At 44.6% G+C, this 20,991-nt stretch carries 16 protein-coding genes; 7 read left to right on the plus strand and 9 right to left on the minus strand.

All coding sequences use genetic code 11. The features are described from left to right. Positions 1-270 precede the first annotated feature (270 nt). Entirely contained in the window at positions 271-1,683 is a 1,413-nt protein-coding gene (gene pykF, locus R7Z10_RS11325; protein WP_005392243.1) for a pyruvate kinase PykF, read from the plus strand. Between the two features lie 167 nt (positions 1,684-1,850). Continuing rightward, positions 1,851-2,537, plus strand: coding sequence for a GntR family transcriptional regulator (locus R7Z10_RS11330; RefSeq protein ID WP_081008270.1), 687 nt, complete (start codon positions 1,851-1,853; stop codon positions 2,535-2,537). 54 nt (positions 2,538-2,591) lie between these two features. Here R7Z10_RS11330 and R7Z10_RS11335 read toward each other — a convergent pair whose 3' ends face one another. From R7Z10_RS11335 to R7Z10_RS11370, 8 genes are all read right to left on the minus strand, one after another. Further along, a complete protein-coding gene (locus R7Z10_RS11335; RefSeq protein WP_005379698.1) occupies positions 2,592-4,472 on the minus strand; it encodes a GGDEF domain-containing protein in 1,881 nt (626 codons plus the stop codon). Positions 4,473-4,582: 110 nt separating this feature from the next. After that, on the minus strand, positions 4,583-5,077 hold the full coding sequence (ilvN, locus tag R7Z10_RS11340; protein ID WP_005379697.1) for an acetolactate synthase small subunit: 495 nt from the start codon (positions 5,075-5,077) through the stop codon (positions 4,583-4,585). Between the two features lies 1 nt (position 5,078). After that, entirely contained in the window at positions 5,079-6,803 is a 1,725-nt protein-coding gene (locus R7Z10_RS11345; RefSeq protein WP_005379695.1) for an acetolactate synthase 3 large subunit, read from the minus strand. 449 nt (positions 6,804-7,252) lie between these two features. After that, entirely contained in the window at positions 7,253-9,061 is a 1,809-nt protein-coding gene (locus R7Z10_RS11350) for a long-chain fatty acid--CoA ligase (RefSeq protein ID WP_005379694.1), read from the minus strand. Between the two features lie 293 nt (positions 9,062-9,354). Then, positions 9,355-10,314, minus strand: coding sequence for a LysR family transcriptional regulator CalR (gene calR / locus R7Z10_RS11355; RefSeq protein WP_005379693.1), 960 nt, complete (start codon positions 10,312-10,314; stop codon positions 9,355-9,357). 555 nt (positions 10,315-10,869) lie between these two features. Further along, a complete protein-coding gene (locus R7Z10_RS11360; RefSeq protein ID WP_005379691.1) occupies positions 10,870-11,916 on the minus strand; it encodes an MJ1255/VC2487 family glycosyltransferase in 1,047 nt (348 codons plus the stop codon). 3 nt (positions 11,917-11,919) lie between these two features. Continuing rightward, positions 11,920-12,468: a phosphatase PAP2 family protein gene (locus tag R7Z10_RS11365; protein WP_033906038.1), complete on the minus strand. Its 549-nt coding sequence runs from the start codon at positions 12,466-12,468 to the stop codon at positions 11,920-11,922. A 152-nt stretch (positions 12,469-12,620) separates the two neighbouring features. Next, positions 12,621-13,418 carry an SH3 domain-containing protein gene (locus R7Z10_RS11370; protein ID WP_213971579.1) on the minus strand — a complete coding sequence of 266 codons (798 nt, stop codon included), beginning with the start codon at positions 13,416-13,418 and terminating at the stop codon, positions 12,621-12,623. Between the two features lie 519 nt (positions 13,419-13,937). On the opposite strand from R7Z10_RS11370, the gene leuA reads away from it, so the two are divergent. The 5 genes from leuA to R7Z10_RS11395 all read left to right on the plus strand — a co-directional run bounded on the left by leuA (position 13,938) and on the right by R7Z10_RS11395 (position 19,977). Next, a complete protein-coding gene (gene leuA / locus R7Z10_RS11375; RefSeq protein WP_005379685.1) occupies positions 13,938-15,485 on the plus strand; it encodes a 2-isopropylmalate synthase in 1,548 nt (515 codons plus the stop codon). An 82-nt stretch (positions 15,486-15,567) separates the two neighbouring features. Further along, the gene (gene leuB / locus R7Z10_RS11380) at positions 15,568-16,659 is read left to right on the plus strand and encodes a 3-isopropylmalate dehydrogenase (RefSeq protein WP_213971578.1); all 1,092 of its coding nucleotides are present in this window, start codon (positions 15,568-15,570) and stop codon (positions 16,657-16,659) included. 185 nt (positions 16,660-16,844) lie between these two features. After that, positions 16,845-18,245: a 3-isopropylmalate dehydratase large subunit gene (gene leuC / locus R7Z10_RS11385; protein WP_005379681.1), complete on the plus strand. Its 1,401-nt coding sequence runs from the start codon at positions 16,845-16,847 to the stop codon at positions 18,243-18,245. 11 nt (positions 18,246-18,256) lie between these two features. Next, a complete protein-coding gene (gene leuD, locus R7Z10_RS11390) occupies positions 18,257-18,859 on the plus strand; it encodes a 3-isopropylmalate dehydratase small subunit (protein ID WP_042522424.1) in 603 nt (200 codons plus the stop codon). A gap of 335 nt (positions 18,860-19,194) precedes the next feature. Continuing rightward, the gene (locus R7Z10_RS11395) at positions 19,195-19,977 is read left to right on the plus strand and encodes a DUF547 domain-containing protein (protein WP_213971577.1); all 783 of its coding nucleotides are present in this window, start codon (positions 19,195-19,197) and stop codon (positions 19,975-19,977) included. A gap of 140 nt (positions 19,978-20,117) precedes the next feature. On the opposite strand, the gene djlA is transcribed toward R7Z10_RS11395, so the two are convergent. Then, a complete protein-coding gene (djlA, locus tag R7Z10_RS11400) occupies positions 20,118-20,972 on the minus strand; it encodes a co-chaperone DjlA (protein WP_005383076.1) in 855 nt (284 codons plus the stop codon). Positions 20,973-20,991: the final 19 nt, after the last annotated feature.

Consider the following 20,991-nt stretch of genomic DNA (forward strand, 5'->3'; position numbering starts at 1 on the left):
CCGAAAAGAAAAAAAATTACAGAATTGAAGGCTATTTTTTTGCAACTTTCTGCATATAAAGTGGGATTAGTCACAAAAAGGTAACCAAAATCGCCGATCTTTTAGTCATAAAATGACTAAACTTGGTGAAAGACTTTCAGAATCTGAAGTTCTAATAATGAGACGAAAAATCGGTGGGTGACAGGTACTAAATGTCATCAAAAACGTCCTGACTTCAGAGTAAATAACCGACTTTCAAATTGTAACTATACTTACCGGAGAGTATCTTCCATGAAAAAGACCAAAATCGTATGTACGATTGGCCCTAAAACAGAATCTGTAGAGAAGCTAACTGAACTAGTTAACGCAGGCATGAACGTAATGCGCCTTAACTTCTCTCACGGTGACTACGAAGAACACGGCACTCGTATCGCGAACTTCCGTAAAGTAATGGAAGCTACTGGCAAACCACTAGCAATTCTTCTAGATACTAAAGGTCCAGAAATCCGCACTATCAAGCTAGAAGGCGGTAACGATGTTGATCTAGTAGCAGGTCAAGAATTCACTTTCACAACTGACACTTCAGTTGTAGGTAACAAAGATAAAGTTGCAGTAACTTACGCTGGTTTCGCAGCAGACCTAAACGTAGGTAACACTATCCTAGTAGACGACGGTCTAATCGAGATGGAAGTTATCTCTAAGACTGAAACTGAAGTTAAATGTAAAGTTCTTAACAACGGTGCACTGGGCGAAAACAAAGGTGTTAACCTTCCTGGCGTTTCTGTAAACCTACCTGCACTATCTGAAAAAGATAAGAACGACCTTAAATTTGGTTGTGAGCAAGGCGTTGACTTCGTAGCAGCTTCTTTCATCCGTAAAGCGTCTGACGTTCAAGAAATCCGTGAAGTACTTGCTGCAAACGGCGGCGAGAACATCCACATCATCTCTAAGATCGAAAACCAAGAAGGTGTTGATAACTTCGACGAGATCCTAGAGCTTTCTGACGGCATCATGGTTGCACGTGGTGACCTAGGTGTTGAAATCCCAGCTGAAGAAGTAATCTTCGCTCAGAAAATGATGATCGAGAAGTGTAACCGTGCACGTAAGATGGTTATCACTGCAACTCAAATGCTTGATTCTATGATCAACAACCCACGTCCTACTCGTGCGGAAGCAGGCGACGTTGCTAACGCGGTAATGGACGGTACTGACGCAGTAATGCTTTCTGGTGAAACGGCGAAAGGTAAATACCCTGTTGAAGCGGTAACTATCATGGCTCAAATCGCGAACCGTACTGACTCAGCGCTAAAAGCTGAACTAGGTTCTCGTCTAGACAGCCCACGCCTACGCATCACTGAAGCAGTATGTAAAGGTGCAGTAGACACAGCTGAGAAACTAGCTGCTCCACTTATCGTTGTTGCAACTGAAGGCGGTAAGTCTGCACGTTCAGTACGTAAGTACTTCCCAACTGCAAACATTCTAGCGCTAACAACTAACAAGAAAACTGCTGCACAGCTAGTTCTAACTAAAGGTGTTACTCCTGTAGTTGTTGATTCAATCGAAAGCACTGACGCATTCTACGTAGCGGGTAAAGAACTTGCTCTAGAATCAGGTCTAGGTAACAAAGGCGATATCGTTGTTATGGTTTCTGGCGCTCTAGTTGCTTCAGGTACTACGAACACAGCTTCTGTACACGTACTATAAGACTGAACTTTTAACACTTCAGTTTCTTGAGAAGGAGGGCTTATGCCCTCCTTTTTTATATTTTATATGGCTTTCTTGCTCTCATAATAGGCTAATTGTATTATTCACCTCTATCAGAATTTCGTACTGTTTAATTTTATCGTCACGATTAAAGTTTCTTCTATGAGGTGTATGTGTCTAGTCCCACTCTTACCGACAAAGTATTAAGAATGCTCCGTCAGGATATTCTCGATGGCGAGCTTAAACCAGGTCAAAAACTCGTGGTTGCCGAACTCAAAGAGAAGTACAACTTAGGAGCGTCACCCATTCGAGAAGCATTGGTGCAATTATCTTGGAGCAAATACGTCAAACTCGAGCCGCAAAAAGGCTGCTGGGTTGCACCTGTATGTAAAGATGAGTTACATGACTTGTACGAAAGCCTGCAAATGGTCTCCGCATGCTTACTCAGTAAGGCAATTATGATTGGCGATGAAAAATGGGAACTGGATGTACTAACTGCTTATCACAAGTTATCCCGAGTAAAACCTGGCGAAAGCTTTTGCTGGAGGGAATGGGAAGAGCGCCAAAATCAGTTTCTTACTGCGCTGTTTGAAGGTGCTGGCTCTGTCAATATGTTTGGGTTTTTCCGCGATCTACTCACGCAAATTAAACGCTACCAATACTTCGCGATGCAGATTTTAGGCACAGGGAACCCTGGGCACTGTAATCTCGATGAGCAAGAAATACTGATGAAGGCATCGCTAGACAAAAAGAGTCAGGATGCTTTAGGTTATCTAGAGCGTTATTTGAGACAGTCAATACAGTGTATCGAAGCCGCCATCGACAACCAATGTCGCATACTGGCTAGCGAATAACGCTGAGACTAAAAAGCGGGGGTCTATCCCCGTTTTTTCGTTTTTGTAAAAGCACTAAGCAATATCATCATAACTATGACATAGCGATACGCAGTTACGCCCTGCACTTTTTGACTCATACAAAGCAATATCAGCACATTTATACGTTCTTGTACGATCAGAGGTTAAATCACTATACCCAGCACTGACAGTAATGCCTCTATCACTACGCATTTGAACCGCGACACGTAGCCTGTTCAATACAATTTCAGCCTCTTCTAGTGTTGTATGCGGCATAATCACTGCAAATTCCTCACCACCGACACGAGATACAAAGTCTGTGCTGCGGACTTCTTCTAGGAGGGTTTCTGCGACACTACAAATCACCTTGTCTCCTTCGTCGTGGCCAAGCTCGTCATTAATACGTTTAAAGTGGTCAATATCAAACAACGCCAAACAAGCAGGAGGGCTATCAGGATAGCGTTCAATAATCCCCGCATATTGCGCCAATTGCTCTTCAAATTTTCGGCGGTTCCACAACCCCGTCAAGCCATCTTTTTCGCTTAGGTTTCGTAATTTTTCTTCTAACTCTTTTTGCCCAGAGATATCCACCAGCGACGTAATGTAATAACTCACTTTACCTGACTTGGTTAAATTCGCCTGAATACGCATTATTGCAGTAAAGACTTGATTAAACTTAGTTCGACAACGAATCTCCCCTTCCCATACGTGTTCACTCTTCAGTGTTTTCCAGATACTCAGGTTTGCTTCGAGATCTTCAGGTAAGAGAATTAAATGATGTGCACTCCAACCTTGGGCATGCTTGGTTGAGTAACCCATCATGTTTTCAAACTCTTGATTAACCATGATGATTCTATGTGAAGCATCCGAGATCATCACCGCAGTCATACCATCAAGAGCAGCTCGAGCCAACTTCGATTCCATACTATGACGCCGATAATGCAGAGCAAGGGCTGCCGTCGGCAAAGTGAAGCCGAGCACCAAACTTAAAACAAAAAACGCTTCTTGGATTAAGTCATCAATATCCCTCTGAGCTCGGGATAATAACTGCTCATTGGTAAGATCAATAACCAGATGAAGAGGTTCGCTAGAAACAAACTGGATGGTGCGATACGCGACCAAATTCGAACCATTGTAAGCATAGCCCGAATCTTTTGAATTTAAACTACGCCAAATGTTTGGGTACATCCGGCCAAAATTAAATTGAGAGCGAGCGGGAATTATATGGCCATACAAACGAGCTGATTTAGGGCTATCAATGTAAAATCCGTCACTCTTAATCAGCTCAATATGGAAATCAAGCACTGACGAATAGTTGAGTCGAGAGGATAAATAGTCAATATCAACATTAAGCACAAGATACCCTTCGCGCTTTCCGTTAAGCGAAATAGGCATCAAAATACGCAGTGACGGGCTATAGGGATAGACTAACTCGCCATACTCTCGTTCTAAACCTATCCCCCACGAAGCGATTTCGCCATCGTCTAAGTTCTTAGCGAATTGAAAGTAATCTCGCTCTGACTTATTTTGCAATTTGATCGCGGGCAACGCAGCGCCTGTTTCAATCTCATAATTAATCCTAACTTTTTCTCGACCAGAAACATCAAGAAAGCGAATTTGCTTATACAACTTTTGATTGATTGCGACCGAGATCCACATGTCTTCTAAGATGGAACGGTTCACCCGGTTAGGTTGGCGCAGATATTCATACAGACTTTGGCTGTGACCAAGTAGGTCACTGATCGTTTCGATTTGATCCTGAATATTGCTGTATTCACGGCCAGTATAGGCCAATTGATGTAACGCTTCTTGAGCGGTGTTCTCAACATTGTTTTCTAACAACGTCAGATATTTCTGATAGTAGTAAGCGGCAGTGAGTGCACTAAAAAATAGTGCTGTCGCCAATAAGGTGCCGACTCGCTTAGGTACTTTCACACGTCTAATGCCTATCATGCTTACTAAAACGACAATTATATCATTAATTGTTATTTTCTAAACAAAAAAGCCACTTAGATTAAGTGGCTTTTCTATATGCAATCAGAGAGTTAAGGTTTGAGAGCTCGCTCTCCTCGCGCAATGCCAACGACACCACTACGAGCAACTTCGACAACTTCGGTCACTTCGGATATCGCTTGAATGAAGGCATCTAGCTTTTCACTCGTACCCGCAAGTTGTACGGTGTATTGGGAAGCCGTGACATCCACGATCTGGCCACGAAAGATGTCTGCCGTCCGCTTCACTTCTGCTCGCGCAAAACCACTGGCTTTCACTTTCACCATCATCAGTTCACGCTCAATGTGCTCATACTCGGTGACTTCTTGCACTTTCAGCACATCGATCAATTTGTGTAACTGCTTCTGAATTTGTTCCAACTGCATCTCATCAGATGTCGTGGTAATGTTCATTCGCGACAGGGTTTCATCATCAGTCGGTGATACCGTCAAAGATTCAATGTTGTAACCACGTTGAGAGAACAAACCAACAACACGAGACAACGCACCCGGTTGGTTTTCCAATAGCAATGAAATAATGTGTCTCATATTAAGTTCTCTCCGTTTTGCTTAGCCACATTTTATCCATACCCTCACCTTTGATTTGCATCGGGTATACGTGTTCGGTTTCGTCTACGTTGATGTCCACAAACACCAGACGATCTTTCATATCCAACGCTTTTTGTAGCCCTTCTTCGAGCTGATCAGGCGTTTCGATACGAATACCGACGTGACCATAAGCTTCTGCAATCGCTGCAAAGTCAGGAACAGAACTCATGTAAGAATTAGAGTGACGTCCTTGATAAATAATGTCTTGCCACTGTTTTACCATGCCTAAGAATCGGTTGTTCAGGTTGATGATCTTCACTGGAATGTCGTATTGCATGGCTGTCGACAATTCTTGAATATTCATCTGAATACTGCCGTCACCAGTCACAACCACGACCTCTTCTTGTGGCATGGCAAACTTCACGCCCATGCCAGCCGGAAGACCAAATCCCATGGTGCCAAGACCACCAGAGTTTATCCAACGGCGCGGCTTATTGAATGGGTAGTACAGCGCCGCAAACATCTGATGCTGGCCCACATCAGACGCCACATATGCGTCGCCATTAGTTAGCTTGTGCAGCGTTTCAATTACTTGCTGTGGCTTGATTCGTTCTGGAGACGTTTCATAAGACAAGCAGTTGCGGTCACGCCATACTTGAATGTCATCCCACCATGCGGTGATAGCATCTTGATCATTTCCACTACCTTGCTCTGCAAGCAGCCCGAGCATGGTTGTCAGCACTTTTTCCGCAGAACCTACGATCGGCAAATCCACTTTCACGTTTTTCGAGATCGATGACGGATCGATATCAATATGCATCACTTTTGCGTTTGGGCAGTACTTTTCAAGGTTGTTGGTTGTACGGTCATCAAAACGCACACCGATACCAAAAATAAGATCCGCTTCATGCATTGCCATATTAGCTTCGTAAGTGCCGTGCATACCCAACATGCCCAGTGAGTTTTTATGTGTACCCGGGAATGCCCCCAAGCCCATCAAAGTACTCACTACTGGTAGGTTCAGTTTGTCGGAAAGCTCTAAAATATGTTCATGGGCGCCAGAAATCACCGCACCACCACCGATATAAAGCACTGGTTTTTTCGCTTCTAATAGCGATTTAAGCGCTTTTTTAATCTGGCCTTTATGGCCCGAAGTTGTCGGCTTGTAAGAGCGCATAGAAAGCGTTTCTGGATATTGATAAGGCAGTTTGATTTGCGGGTTCATTACATCTTTTGGCAAATCAATCACAACTGGACCAGGTCGACCTGTAGTCGCGATATAAAACGCTTTTTTGATTGTTTCAGGAATATCTTCCGCTTTTTTTACTAAAAAGCTGTGTTTGACCACTGGGCGGGAGACACCGACGATGTCACACTCTTGGAAAGCATCATTACCAATTAGGCTATTCGGTACGTTACCCGAGATAACGATCATTGGGATAGAGTCCATATACGCTGTTGCAATACCCGTAATGGTATTGGTCGCGCCCGGCCCCGAGCACACAAGTACGACACCCGGTTTACCGGTAGCTCGAGCGTAACCATCTGCCATATGAGTGGCGGCTTGCTCATGCCTTACAAGTACGTGTTTGATTTGATCGGTTTTAGCATGCAGTGCATCGTAGATATCCAAAACAGAGCCACCTGGGTAGCCAAAGATCTGCTCTACGTGCTCTTCTATCAGAGATTGAACCACCATCTCTGCGCCTGACAACATTGCTGTCATAATTGTTCTCCTTAGCCAGTTTCCTCACCGTAAGGTCAACGGATTGGTCTGGTTTTACATAGTCTAGGTCTTATTCGTAGCCTAATCGAAATACTTCCACGTTTTCGGCTATGTCTTGCGTTCGTCATAACATCCCGCAAGGTTACCCAACAAATGTAACGTTTTATTATCAAAGGGTCTAATGAGAGATTGGTCTACTTTTTAAACAAGATACTAGTAATTAGAATGTTAGTAGGAATAGCAGCCACACATCTCCTATTTCACAGTACAAACTAAAAATTCAACGCTCAAAAAAAGAACATTATTTCATAAGCTTTTAGCTATTGGGTGCGAAATAGCGTTATTTGACGAGCAAAGCAGAAAAAATCAATACAAACAAAAATCCCCAGCAATGCGCGATCACATCACTGGGGATTTTTTCATCAATATAAAATCTAAGTCAGCTTAAGTTACTTTTTATCCGACTTTTCCTTATACATTTCTTCAATTTCATCTTGGTATTTGTCATTGATGACTTTACGACGAAGTTTTTGAGTTGGCGTTAACTCACCATCATCCATAGAGAAAGCTCTTGGTAACAGTTTAAACTTCTTCACTTGTTCAAACTTTGCCAACTCTTTTTGAAGATCGTTCACACGCTTCTCAAGCATTTCGACCACCTGGTGGTGCTTAATCAACTCAACGCGATCGTGATATTTGATATTCAGCTCTTTCGCGTACTCTTCTAGCGAGTCATAACAAGGCACGATAAGCGCAGAAACAAACTTACGAGTATCCGCAATGACTGCGATTTGCTCGATAAAGTGGTCTTTACCAATCGCACCTTCAATCATTTGTGGAGCGATGTATTTACCACCTGAAGTTTTCATCAACTCTTTGATACGGTCGGTGATGAACAAGTTGCCATTTTCATCAATGTAACCAGCGTCGCCCGTTTTTAGGAAACCGTGCTCATCAAAGGTCTTTTCCGTCTCTTCTGGCATTTTGTAATAGCCACGCATCACCATTGGACCACGAACCAGAATCTCGTTGTTTTCGCCGATCTTAACCTGTGCGCCAGGCATCGACATACCAATAGAGTCGGGGTTAAAACATTTATCATCCCAACACGATACTGTCGCCGTGGTTTCAGTCATGCCGTAGCCCAACTTAACGTTGATACCAATCGCATGGAAGAATCGACCGATGGTTTCATCCAGCTTTGCACCACCACAAGGCATAAAGTTGATTTGCCCGCCAAGTAGCGCACGCAGTTTGCTCAGAACCAACTTATCCGCCAAAGCGTATGACTTACGCAGCAAGAGCGATGGCTGACGTTTTTCTTGATGACAAGCGGCCATTTTTGCGCCCATGTTGACTGCCCAAGTAAACATGATCTTACGATGAATCGGCGCGCGAGACACTTTCTCGTGAATCGCAGAGAAGATCTTCTCATAGAAACGCGGTACGGCACACATCACGGTAGGTCTCACCTGGCTCAGTGCATCACGTACTTGCATGGTGTCTTGCAAATAGCAGTTGGTCGCCCCTTTGTACAATACATAAAAGGTCCAAGCGCGCTCAAATACGTGTGACAACGGAAGGAAACATAATGACACGTCACTTTGAGAAAGGCTCAAGCGCTGATCGTGCCCTTCCAATTGCGCCGCAATGTTTGCGTAGTCCAACATAACGCCTTTTGGCTGGCCTGTTGTACCCGAGGTGTAGATCAGCGTGAGTAGATCATCTTCTTTTGCCTGATCTAAACGCGCGTCCAATTCAACTTGATATGTAGCGTCGCCTTTGGCAACAAATGCTTGCCAAGAGATAACGAAATCATGATCGCCAAGTTCTATATCATCAGACATCGCAACAATGAGCTCTAACTGTTCGCACTGGTCGAAAATGCTCACTGCTGCATCAAATTGAGGCTGTTCACCAACAAACAGAACTTTGACGTCTGCATTGTTAATGATGTACGCCGACTGGGCGGCAGTATTGGTTGGGTAAATAGGTACTGTCACGCTGCGTAATTGCAGTGCTGCGATATCAGCGATCGTCCATTGCGGCATGTTGTTCGAGAAAATGCCGATCTTATCTTGGACTCCTAATCCCTGAGCCAAAAGTGCAAGTGATAAAGCATCAACTTGCTGACCAAATTGCGTCCACGTAATACCTTGCCACTCCTCACCCACTTTATGCTTGAGTGCAACGCGTGTACCACCGTTCGCAATTTGTTCACGAATACGTTTAACGATATGAAAATCTAACTTGGCCATTCTTTTACTTACCTTTTGGCTTACAGGCGTAAGCTAATTGAGCGAACAAGTGTACTCACGGCTTGCTAAAACGCAACTGACCAGTATCAAACTTATCACTAATAAGAGACAACTATCACTTATACGTCGCGAACGTACCTCAAATTGCTGAATGATTACTCTATTTAACTTACTGTTTCGATTGTTGATTACGAAAACAAAAAGCCCCGAGAGACAAAAATCGCTCGGGGACCAATGAATTGTAAAAATTGATGATTACCAATATGGTCTAATCGAGAAGACCAAACGTCATCTTATTTTGCGGCAACGACTTCACCACAAGTGATCATCAGTTGATCGCGTAGCCAAATGTGGCCTTTATCTTTTTCACTTGATTCATGCCAGCTTAAGAATCCGCTGATTTCTTTGTTCGCAAATGGGAAATCAAGAATTTGCAGTTGATCGCTGTTTACCGCATTTTCCGCCATCCAACGTGGTGCAATAGTCACAAGCTCAGATTGACCCACCACGTATAGTAGGTTGCTTAAACTAGAACCTTCATACGCCGCTTGGCAATCCAGTTCACGGTACGCTTGCTCTGAGAAACTACGTTGGCCATGCACTTTCGATAACTTCGCATGCTTTTCGTTAAGCAGTTGCTCAGCCGTCACACCACCTTGAATGCGTGGGTGTGTTTTTGATGCGATAACCACTAATTCATCTTTGAAGATTTCAGTACTTGAGAAACCTTGCTCATCAAAACGAGCGTAGTCGATCACGAAATCAATTTCTTGGTAGCGCATACGCTCAGACAACAAACGGTCAAATTCTGCATCTAGGTGAAGCTGAACGTTTGGTGCTTGTTGATTCACTTTTGCCATGATCTTCGGAGCAAAACGCATGTCGCAAGGGCTGCAAATCGCAAGCTTGAATAAGCGAGTCGAAGATTCTGGTTGGAATACAGAGCTAGGAAGTTCATTGCGAATCAGCTGTAGTGCTTGGCGAATAGGGCCAAACAGTTGACGTGCTCGTTGCGTAGGCTGAATACCACGGCCTTGGCGCATGAATAGCTCGTCGTTAAACATCACTTTTAAGCGTGCCACGGCGTTACTTACCGCCGGCTGAGACATGCCTAGGTTATGTGCTGCACGAGTAATATTTTGCTCTTGCATTACAGCATCAAATACAGTCAGTAGGTTTAAATCTACACCACGCAAAGTGCTTTCCATACGGTAGCTAGCAATTGCGCTCATCGCGTCTTTCTTCTCTAACATTGAGTGCGCCTCTTTTGTAATCGTCAACTTTGTTCATTAAATTCATAACGAATAGAATCCCATCTCGCACAAAAGACGGCGGCTGGATTCGAATCATTTTACGAATAGATAACCTAACTTTTTATTATATTTATCGTCCGGATACTTCCGGCTCGAACTGTACTATCAACTAATCGATTGCGGTTTCGCAACTAGATTGATATTTAATCAGTAAATTTTAGCCAATTAGGTATTTATTTGTTAAATAACAAAGATTTGATAAAAACATAAAAAACTATAAAACACGTAAAAATGCATTCTTTGAGGACGTATTTAGCAAATTGATAGGACAGGCGGTCAACACAAGCATGCATTTAGCTCAGTTATTAGTTGAAATAAGAACAACAGATGACAGCTATATCTCTGATTGAATTTTGCACTTATCAGTCAAATTATCAGCAAATACACACTGAATAGAAATGAGAGAGGAAGAATAAAAATGCAGCCTTCCAAATAGAAAGGCTGCAACAAAATCGTGTCAAAAATGGAAGGAACAATGTACTTAGAACAACGTACTTAAATGTTCGACACGTAACTTGGAAAATCAACCTGCTCCCACAGCTGTCTGGATAACTCTGCTTTTGAATCCCATGCACCTTGCAGTACCCAATGAACAATAGCCTGAGCAACATCTGGGTATTTCACACTTTCGGCTTGTTGCTCCTTTAGCCACTGGCGTACTGCGGAAATGTCTAAGCTCTCCATCGACATCGCAAGCCCTAAATCTTCTAAGGTCGCAACATTGCTCTGCTGCTCGAATTGACCCGCGAGTGGCTTTAGTAACAATTTTTTCCCCAAAGACAAGGCTTCTGAAGGAAGCTCAAACCCACCATTAGCAATGACACCACTACAGCGATGCAAATGATGCTGGAAGTTGCTGTGGCATAAAGGGCGCAGTTCTATGTTTTCTACCTGCTCACATTCGATCACATCCGGGTGATAACAGATAAACGCTTGTTGATTAAAGTGGAACAATAAGTCCGAGATATCTTCAATCGATTCGAACGGTAGATACACCAACACGAAGTCGTCGTTTTCTGCTTGGCTATCGACGGTATGCACTATCGGTGGTAACAAAGGTTGATCAAAATGATGCCAATGCAAACCAAGGTGGTGTTGAGAAGGCGCAAAGTATTCAATGACGGATTTATCTAACCAACTTGCTCCCTTTAGTGGCACCGGATAACGGAAAGCATTTTGGTGGCTGATACCAATAGAAGGCTTATTTTGTTGTCTCGCTGCCCACGCAGTCACAGGTTCGAAATCATTAATGATAAGATCGTAGGACGACAGATCGAGTTGCTTAACTTCTTTGAAAAACTGCACCAAATTGTTATTCAATGCTGTTTTCGCGTAGTTTACAGAGCCTTTTTCGGTAATAAAGGTGAAGCCTCGGCGAGTCTGGTAATCGCCAAATGCTTCCATTGAAAAGTATTTTTCCGGCGCTCGCCCAGAAAACAAAAAGTCGACCTCAACATCGTGCTCTTTAAACGCATGACTCATCGCCCTTGCGCGTGCAATATGTCCGTTTCCTGTCCCTTGAACACCGTACAAGATTTTCATCAATTAGCCTCCTAACATCGCAATCGCTAATCCACCACAAAGACTGCCAAGCAGCGCACCAATGATGACATCGGTAAAAAAGTGCACACCCAATAAGATTCGCGCGGTTCCGATTAAACTTGCCCAAAAGAATGCAGCAACGCCTAGGCTCGGATAGAAATGGTCAATCAGCGTCGCCATGACAAACGCAGCGGCAGTGTGTCCTGAAGGAAGACTGTAGCGATCAGAGGGTGTAATAAAAGCAGGAAGGAGTGCATTAAGCTCTTCAGGGCGACGACGCTTAAAACTATTTTTCAGCGTCCAATAAATTGGTAGCTCGATAGCAAAAGCAAGTAAACCCGCCAGTAAAAACCAGACTCCTTGCTCCTTATCTAAATACCAAGCTAATAAACCCAACACCAAGTAAAGGTGCCCGTCACCACTGTGGGAGACTCCTTTGCTGATATTGGCGACTTGTTGATTAAAACGGTGCTTAAGACAAACACTAGAGAGCGCTAAATCAAACTTAGCAATGGTTGCAATTGGCTGTGTAATTGTCTCTATGGTTCGCATGTGACCTTTCCTTACTTTGACAACGCCTTTGTGTGAAAAGTAGGAGGTTTAGGTGACAACAGCATGACGGGAATTTGGACAATTAATGACAAAGGCCAAATTAAGGTGTGCCCAACAATTTATCTATTGGGCATAACCATAAAAATAGAGCATTAAGAAGGGTTTGTTGGTTGCGGTTGAGGGGTGTCTATATACCAGACTTTTCTCTTCTTGCGGCAGGCGCGCAAAGAGCCCGTCGTCATGTCGCCATCTTTTGTAAGCTCATAGCTCAGTGAGCGGCAAGTATAGTTTCCCGACAGTTCATGCTCTATACTCGTTTGCTCCGTTTTACTCGATTTAGGCTCTAGTAGAGGGTTAGGCTGAGTAGATAAAATGTCACGATTTATCACATTGCTGCGCGCATAATCCTTATGGACATAACCTTTTATCACTCCTTTCTGTTCAACGAGAAACCAAGGTTGATCAACCACTTTTGCTAGCACATTAAAGACTTCCCCTTTCGATAATACGCCAAGCTTTGCCCCTTCAAGACTCGGTTTGGAGCGTAGGTTTAATGTGGTCTTAGAGCGGTAAGAGACATCCATAAACTCTACTGGGTTTGAGGTATCGACACCTTCAGTGGTTGGTCGGAAAACTTCCGCTTGCTGTTTCTCACTAGGCTGGACACGGATCTTCCACCAAGAATACGTTTCCGGATCTTTACCTTTAAACTTATTTCGGCTGTCAGACTCAAGGGCAACAAGCATCTGATTCAAGAACGATTCGCGTCCTTCATAACTCAAAAATCGATCCATTTGATCATTGATGACCATGACGCTCTGTGAGTGATCATTCATAACAACGGGGGAAGCCACTTCCACATAGGTCTGCGATTGAAACAGCTGACAACCCGACAAGCTGACCAGAGTAAGTACTATGGCTGAACGTCCAAATTGTTTTGTTAACCTCATTCTTTCCCTAACCCTTATATTTCTTTTACCTAGTGCAACTGCACTACTATAAATGGTCATTCAAAACTTTTGCCAAACAATTCGGACCTTTGTGTGACAAGTCGCAATCCCGATGCTTGTTTTGGTAATGAAACGTCGCAAACTTGATGAGAACTTACTTCTTCTAGCACGTTTCTATCGCATCATGCCGTTTCACTTAGTGCTTCATTTTTCTCAAGCAAACGAAAAGACTCATCCGATATGAATAAAAAATCGACTTTAGGGTTGACGCGCTTCATGGAGTGCGGTACTAATTTGTTAACTTAATTATGTGGAAAGCTTAACAACTATGTCAGCTCATTTTTCTATCCTGCTTAGCCTCCTCCTGATCGTGACCAGTTCGCGCGGGTAGGCTGTGGAAGAAAAATAACCACACCAATTTCTAAGAACCCGCATGAGAATGCGGGTTTTTTTATATCTAAATACTGGAAGTAAACGATTCACTTGCGCGAAAGTGCAGAAATCAGGAAGGAAGCAAACATGAACGATCAGGTCATTATATTCGACACCACATTGCGTGATGGCGAGCAAGCGTTGTCAGCAAGCTTGACGGTTAAAGAAAAACTGCAGATTGCCTATGCGCTGGAAAGACTCGGCGTTGATGTTATCGAAGCTGGCTTCCCAATCTCTTCACCAGGTGATTTCGAGTCTGTACAAACCATCGCAAAAAACATAAAAAACAGTCGAGTTTGTGCCCTTTCGCGTGCCGTTGCGAAAGACATTGATGCTGCCGCTGAAGCATTAAAAGTGGCTGACCAATTCCGTATTCACACGTTTTTAGCCACTTCCACCATTCACGTAGAAGACAAACTACGCCGCAGCTACGACGATGTACTAGAAATGGCAGTCAACGCCGTTAAACATGCACGTAACTACACTGATGATGTCGAGTTTTCTTGTGAAGATGCTGGTCGTACTCCAATCGACAACCTATGTCGCATGGTAGAAGCCGCCATCAATGCAGGTGCGAGTACAATCAACATTCCAGATACCGTTGGCTACACCGTACCAAGTGAGTTTGGTGGGATTATTGAAACTCTATTTAACCGCGTTCCGAACATTGATAAAGCGATCATCTCCGTTCACTGTCACGACGATTTGGGGATGTCAGTTGCCAACTCTATTGCCGCCGTTCAAGCTGGCGCACGTCAGATAGAAGGAACGATCAATGGCATTGGAGAGCGAGCGGGTAACTGTTCACTTGAAGAGATCGCAATGATCATCAAGACGCGTCAAGAGTTTTTGGGCGTTCACACTGGCATTAAGCATGATGAAATTCACCGCACTAGTAAGTTGGTTAGCCAGCTATGCAATATGCCGATTCAAAGCAATAAAGCAATTGTGGGTGCAAATGCGTTTAGCCACTCTTCAGGCATCCACCAAGATGGCATGTTGAAGAATAAGAATACCTACGAAATCATGACCCCTGAGTCTATTGGCCTAAAAAACCAAGCTCTGAACCTAACCAGCCGCAGCGGTCGCGCTGCCGTGAAGAGCCATATGGACACCATGGGTTACAACGAAGACGAGTACAACCTAGACGCGCTGTATGCGGATTTCTTGAAACTTGCTGATCGCAAAGGCCAAGTGTTCGATTACGACCTAGAAGCCCTAATGCACTTCTCGAACTTACGTGAAGAAGATGACTTCTACAAATTGAGCTACCTAAGCGTGCAGTCTGGCAGCGTAATGGCCACCACCAGCATCAAAATGCAATGCGGTGATGAAGAAATGTGTGAAGCAGCGGTCGGTAATGGCCCAGTTGATGCGCTATACCAATGTATCTACCGCGTGACAGGCTACGACATCGTTCTGGATAAATTCGACCTAACCGCGAAAGGTGAAGGTGAAGATGGTTTGGGTCAAGCAGACATCATTGCCAACTACAAAGGTCGCAAATACCACGGTACGGGTGTTTCCACCGACATCGTTGAGGCTTCCGGCCAAGCATTATTGCACGTTATTAACAGCATTCATCGTGCAGATAAAATCGAAGAAATGAAGCAGAAAAAGATTGCGACTGTGTAATAACAACCGGGCTACACGGCTCAGGAAAGAACACGCTCGTTGAAATAATTAAGCTCAAAATTAGAAAACTTAAAGGATTAACATGACAGACAAATCGTACAAAATTGCCGTCCTACCCGGTGACGGCATTGGCCCGGAAGTAATGGCGCAGGCACATAAAGTATTGGATGCAATCGAAAAGAAACATGGTATTGCGTTTGAGCGTGACGAGCATGGTGTAGGTGGTATCGCGATCGACAATCACGGTTGCCCACTTCCAGAGAGCACAATAAAAGCATGTGAAGAGTCTGATGCAGTCCTATTCGGCTCGGTTGGCGGCCCTAAGTGGGAGCACTTACCACCAAATGACCAACCTGAACGCGGTGCCCTACTGCCACTACGCAAACACTTCCAACTGTTCTGTAACTTACGTCCAGCGCAAATTCACTCAGGTCTTGAAGCCTTCTCACCACTTCGTGCAGACATCTCAGGCCGTGGTTTTAACATCGTCGTGGTCCGTGAACTGACTGGTGGTATCTATTTCGGTCAACCAAAAGGCCGTGAAGGCGAAGGCGCGACAGAAAAAGCATTTGATACTGAGGTGTACCACCGCTTTGAGATCGAACGTATTGCAAAAATCGCTTTTGAGTCTGCTCGTCTACGTCGCAATAAAGTGTGCTCTATCGACAAAGCGAACGTTCTACAAAGCTCTATCTTATGGCGTGAAGTAGTCGAAGAAATCGCAAAAGACTACCCAGATGTCGAGTTGTCACACATGTACATTGATAACGCGACTATGCAGCTTATCAAAGACCCTGCTCAGTTCGACGTAATGCTGTGTTCAAACATCTTCGGCGACATCATTTCTGATGAATGCGCGATGATCACAGGCTCTATGGGTATGTTGCCATCAGCAAGTCTAAACGAAAGCAAATTCGGTCTGTACGAGCCAGCAGGCGGCAGTGCACCAGATATCGCAGGTAAGAACATCGCTAACCCTGTGGCACAAATCCTATCTGCTGCACTGATGCTGCGTTATAGCCTAGGTGAAGAAACGGCGGCACAAGACATCGAAACGGCAGTTTCAAAAGCACTATCAGCGGGTGAGCTAACGGGTGACCTTGCTGGTGACAACCCTGCACTTTCGACGTCTGAGATGGGCGATAAGATCGCTGAGTACATCTTAAACTCTTAATACAAAACAGATTCATAATAAATACTAAATCCTCGGTCAACCAATGGCTTTCCTCTAAGTCATTGGTGCAATAGCAAGGCAGCAAGCCCATTTATATTAAGGCGTTTAGTTCGCTAAATAACTGGATAAATGGGTGTCGCTAACGCAGTTATTGCGGCAAAGGCGACGAGGAAAGGAAGCAAACAATGGGCAAAACATTATACGAAAAAGTCTACGACGCACACGTTGCCGTCGCAGCAGAAGGGGAAAACCCAATCTTGTACATCGACCGTCACTTGGTACACGAAGTGACGTCTCCGCAAGCATTTGACGGCTTGCGTGAAAAAGGTCGTAAAGTGCGTCAGGTCAGCAAAACTTTTGCCACCATGGACCACAACGTTTCGACAACCACCAAAGACATCAACGCATCCGGTGAGATGGCTCGTATCCAGATGGAAACGCTATCGAAAAACTGTGAAGAGTTTGGGGTTACGCTTTACGACATTAACCACAAATACCAAGGTATTGTGCACGTTATGGGTCCAGAGCTTGGTATTACCCTACCCGGCATGACCATTGTTTGTGGTGACTCGCACACTGCTACACACGGTGCATTCGGTTCTCTCGCTTTTGGTATTGGTACATCTGAAGTTGAGCACGTATTAGCGACTCAAACGCTAAAACAAGCGCGCGCTAAAACGATGAAGATCGAAGTGAAAGGCAAAGTGGCTCCGGGCATTACTGCGAAAGACATTGTGCTAGCAATCATCGGAGAAACGACAGCAGCTGGCGGTACAGGCTACGTGGTTGAATTCTGTGGTGAAGCGATCACAGACCTTTCAATGGAAGGCCGCATGACCGTATGTAACATGGCAATTGAGCTAGGTGCGAAAGCCGGTTTGATTGCACCAGATGAAACCACGTTCGAATACATCAAAGGCCGTAAATTCTCACCTCAAGGTGCCGACTTTGATGCAGCAGTAGAATACTGGAAGACATTAAAAACGGACGATGATGCTCAGTTTGATGCAGTCGTGACGCTAAACGCAGCAGACATTAAACCACAAGTCACTTGGGGTACTAACCCAGGCCAAGTGATCGCGGTAGATCAACCTATCCCAGCACCAGAAAGCTTTGCCGACCCAGTAGAAAAGGCATCGGCAGAAAAAGCATTGGCTTACATGGGCCTAGAGGCAGGCAAGTCATTATCTGACTACAACGTCGATAAAGTCTTCGTTGGTTCTTGTACTAACTCACGTATCGAAGACATGCGCGCAGCCGCTGAAGTAGCGAAAGGTCGCAAAGTCGCGCCTCACGTTCAAGCGCTAATCGTTCCTGGCTCTGAGCAAGTAAAAGCGCAAGCAGAAGCGGAAGGCTTGGACGTTATCTTTAAAGAAGCGGGCTTTGAGTGGCGCCTACCTGGTTGCTCGATGTGTCTAGCAATGAACAATGACCGTTTGGGTCCACATGAACGTTGTGCGTCTACTTCAAACCGTAACTTTGAAGGCCGCCAAGGTCGTGATGGCCGTACCCACCTAGTGAGCCCTGCGATGGCAGCGGCAGCAGCAATTGCTGGTCACTTTGTAGATATTCGTGAACTAGACTAAGGAGCAAACCAATGTCAGGCTTTAAACAACACACAGGCTTAGTTGTTCCTCTAGATGCAGCGAACGTTGATACTGATGCCATCATTCCAAAGCAGTTCCTACAAAAGGTCTCTCGCCTAGGCTTCGGTAAGCACCTATTCCATGACTGGCGCTTCCTAGACGATGCTGGCGAACAACCGAACCCAGAGTTCGTGATGAACGCACCTCGCTACCAAGGCGCTTCTATCTTGCTGGCTCGTGAGAACTTCGGCTGTGGCTCATCTCGTGAGCACGCACCGTGGGCACTAGCGGATTACGGCATCAAAGCGATGATCGCTCCAAGCTTTGCCGATATTTTTTACGGCAACTCAATCAACAACCAAATGGTGCCAGTTCGTTTGACTGAACAAGAAGTGGATGAAATCTTCCATTTTGTTGAGGCGAATGAAGGTGCAGAAGTCGAGGTCGACCTAGAAGCGAATGTGGTTCGTGCCAACGGCAAAGAGTACAGCTTTGAAATCGATTCGTTCCGTCGTCATTGCTTGCTAAACGGTTTGGACAACATTGGTCTAACCCTTCAGCACGAAGATAAGATTGCCGAGTACGAAGCGAATATTCCAAGCTTCTTGCGTTAAGACGCGTTAGTAAATACACAAATCAAGGGCTGGCAATTGTCGGCCCTTTTAATGTTTTGGGTAACTGTTCTCATATCGCTTTGCTTACAGAATACCGAACGCCTCTGTTGAAATTCGTCATCCTGAACAGCGACGAAGGAGTGTAATTCAGGATCTACTGCCAGAGCGCACTGTGCAGATTCATACTGTCTTTACTCAAGAGTTTGTGGGTATTAGATTCCTGATATCGCTTATGCTCCTCAGAATGACGGCGAATAAAGGCCACTGATTACTGAAAGAAAACAAGCACTAAACTGGTCTACACTATCAACAATATCTCATTCAAAGGTATCTCTATGAAGCGTCTGTTATTGCTGTTGTGTGCTCTGGTTTCTTTCTCGACATTTTCCGCTCCAAAATCCGACTTATGGCCATATTGGAAACAATCGAATCAAGCCAACCAAACCCTAATTTCTCATCAAGAATGGCAACAACTACTCGATACTTATTTAGTTGAACAAGGCGAGAATACCTTGTTTCGTTATAGCCAAGTCTCCTCTGTCGATAAAACTAAGCTGAAACAATACATCCAGCGTTTGGCAAAACTAGACCCTCTACAATACAACCAAGCAGAGCAATATGCCTATTGGGTAAACCTTTACAACGCCATCACGGTAGATCTTATTTTGGATAACTATCCAGTCGAATCAATCACCAAGCTAGGTGGTTTATTTAGCTTTGGTCCTTGGGGAGACGATGTGGTCGTGGTCAACGGGAAGGATCTAACTTTAAACGATATTGAACATCGAATTTTGCGTCCAATTTGGAATGACCCAAGAACGCATTACGCGGTTAACTGTGCCAGCCTAGGATGCCCTAATCTGCAATCTCAAGCATTCACTGCTGACAACACGCAAGCTCTACTGGATAGTGCCGCCAAAACATTTATCAACAGCAGCAAAGGCGTATCTATCCAAGGAAACACGGCGCAGCTGTCTTCTATTTATGATTGGTTTGCAGCGGACTTTGGTGGAGAGAAACAAGTCTTCAACCACATCGCAAAGTATGCTCCGCAATACAAAAACTTCTCTGGCAAAGTGAAATACGAATACGATTGGGACTTGAATCAAGCCAACTAAACTGGGGGGATGTGAGGTCAATTAGCATTAGGGACATGATAGGCCAAAAGCTAAAGACACCGACAACTCAAAGACTAAGACATGAAAAAGGGCACTGAGTGCCCTTTTTTACATCCAAATGTTTGATAGAAAACGTCCGACTACTTAAAGCCTTTAACCTTCTTAATAAGATCGTAAGCGTTTTGAATCTCTTGAGATTTCTCTTTCGCGACGTTCATCATCTCTGGTGGTAAACCTTTAGCCATCAATTTGTCCGGGTGATGCTCGTTCATCAATTTACGATAAGCACGCTTGACGGTTTTACTGTCGGCATCTGAAGACACATCCAGAATTTTGTACGCGTCAGCCAGTTGATCTGCTTGTGAAGCTTGTTGCCAGCTACCACCAGAAGATTGGCCTTGATGCTGACCATGAAAACCGCCCTGGCTTTGGAAACGAAATGCGGCTTCTTGCATTTGCAAACGACGCTCTAATTGCTCAGAAGAGAAACCCAAACCACGTGCAATCTTGTGTAGTACATTTCGTTCACTCGGGTGGATCGAGCCATCTGCAAAGGCCGCCGAGATTTGCAGCTCTAAGAAAAATTGCAACAAGTCAAAGCGACCAGCTGTCGAAATTTTCACACGAACAAGAACATCTTCTAACGGAAAGTCGCTGTCTTTACCTTCACGAAACGCGTCTTGCGCTGCGCGACGCTGTTCGCCATGCAAATTCATGCGGTCCATCATGGCTGAAGCCAGTTGGATTTCCTCTTTGGTGACTTGGCCTTTCGCTTTTGCCACATGTCCCATTACCGCAAACGCCGCTTTAAAAAACTCTTCTTGGCGCTGAGCTTGACTTGGCCCTTTTCCAAAGCCGCCAGTAGAGAACCCGGCTTGACTCAAGCGACGTGCTTTATCGAATTGATGGCCAATAAATAAGCCAAAGAGTAAACCTAGCGGCCCGCCAAGTAACAAGCCAAAAAAGGCACCCAGAATTTTGCCAAAAATATGCATTATGTGTTCTCTATCAATG

It is taken from the genome of Vibrio sp. Vb1018, assembly GCF_033338775.1.
GTDB lineage: Bacteria > Pseudomonadota > Gammaproteobacteria > Enterobacterales > Vibrionaceae > Vibrio > Vibrio alginolyticus.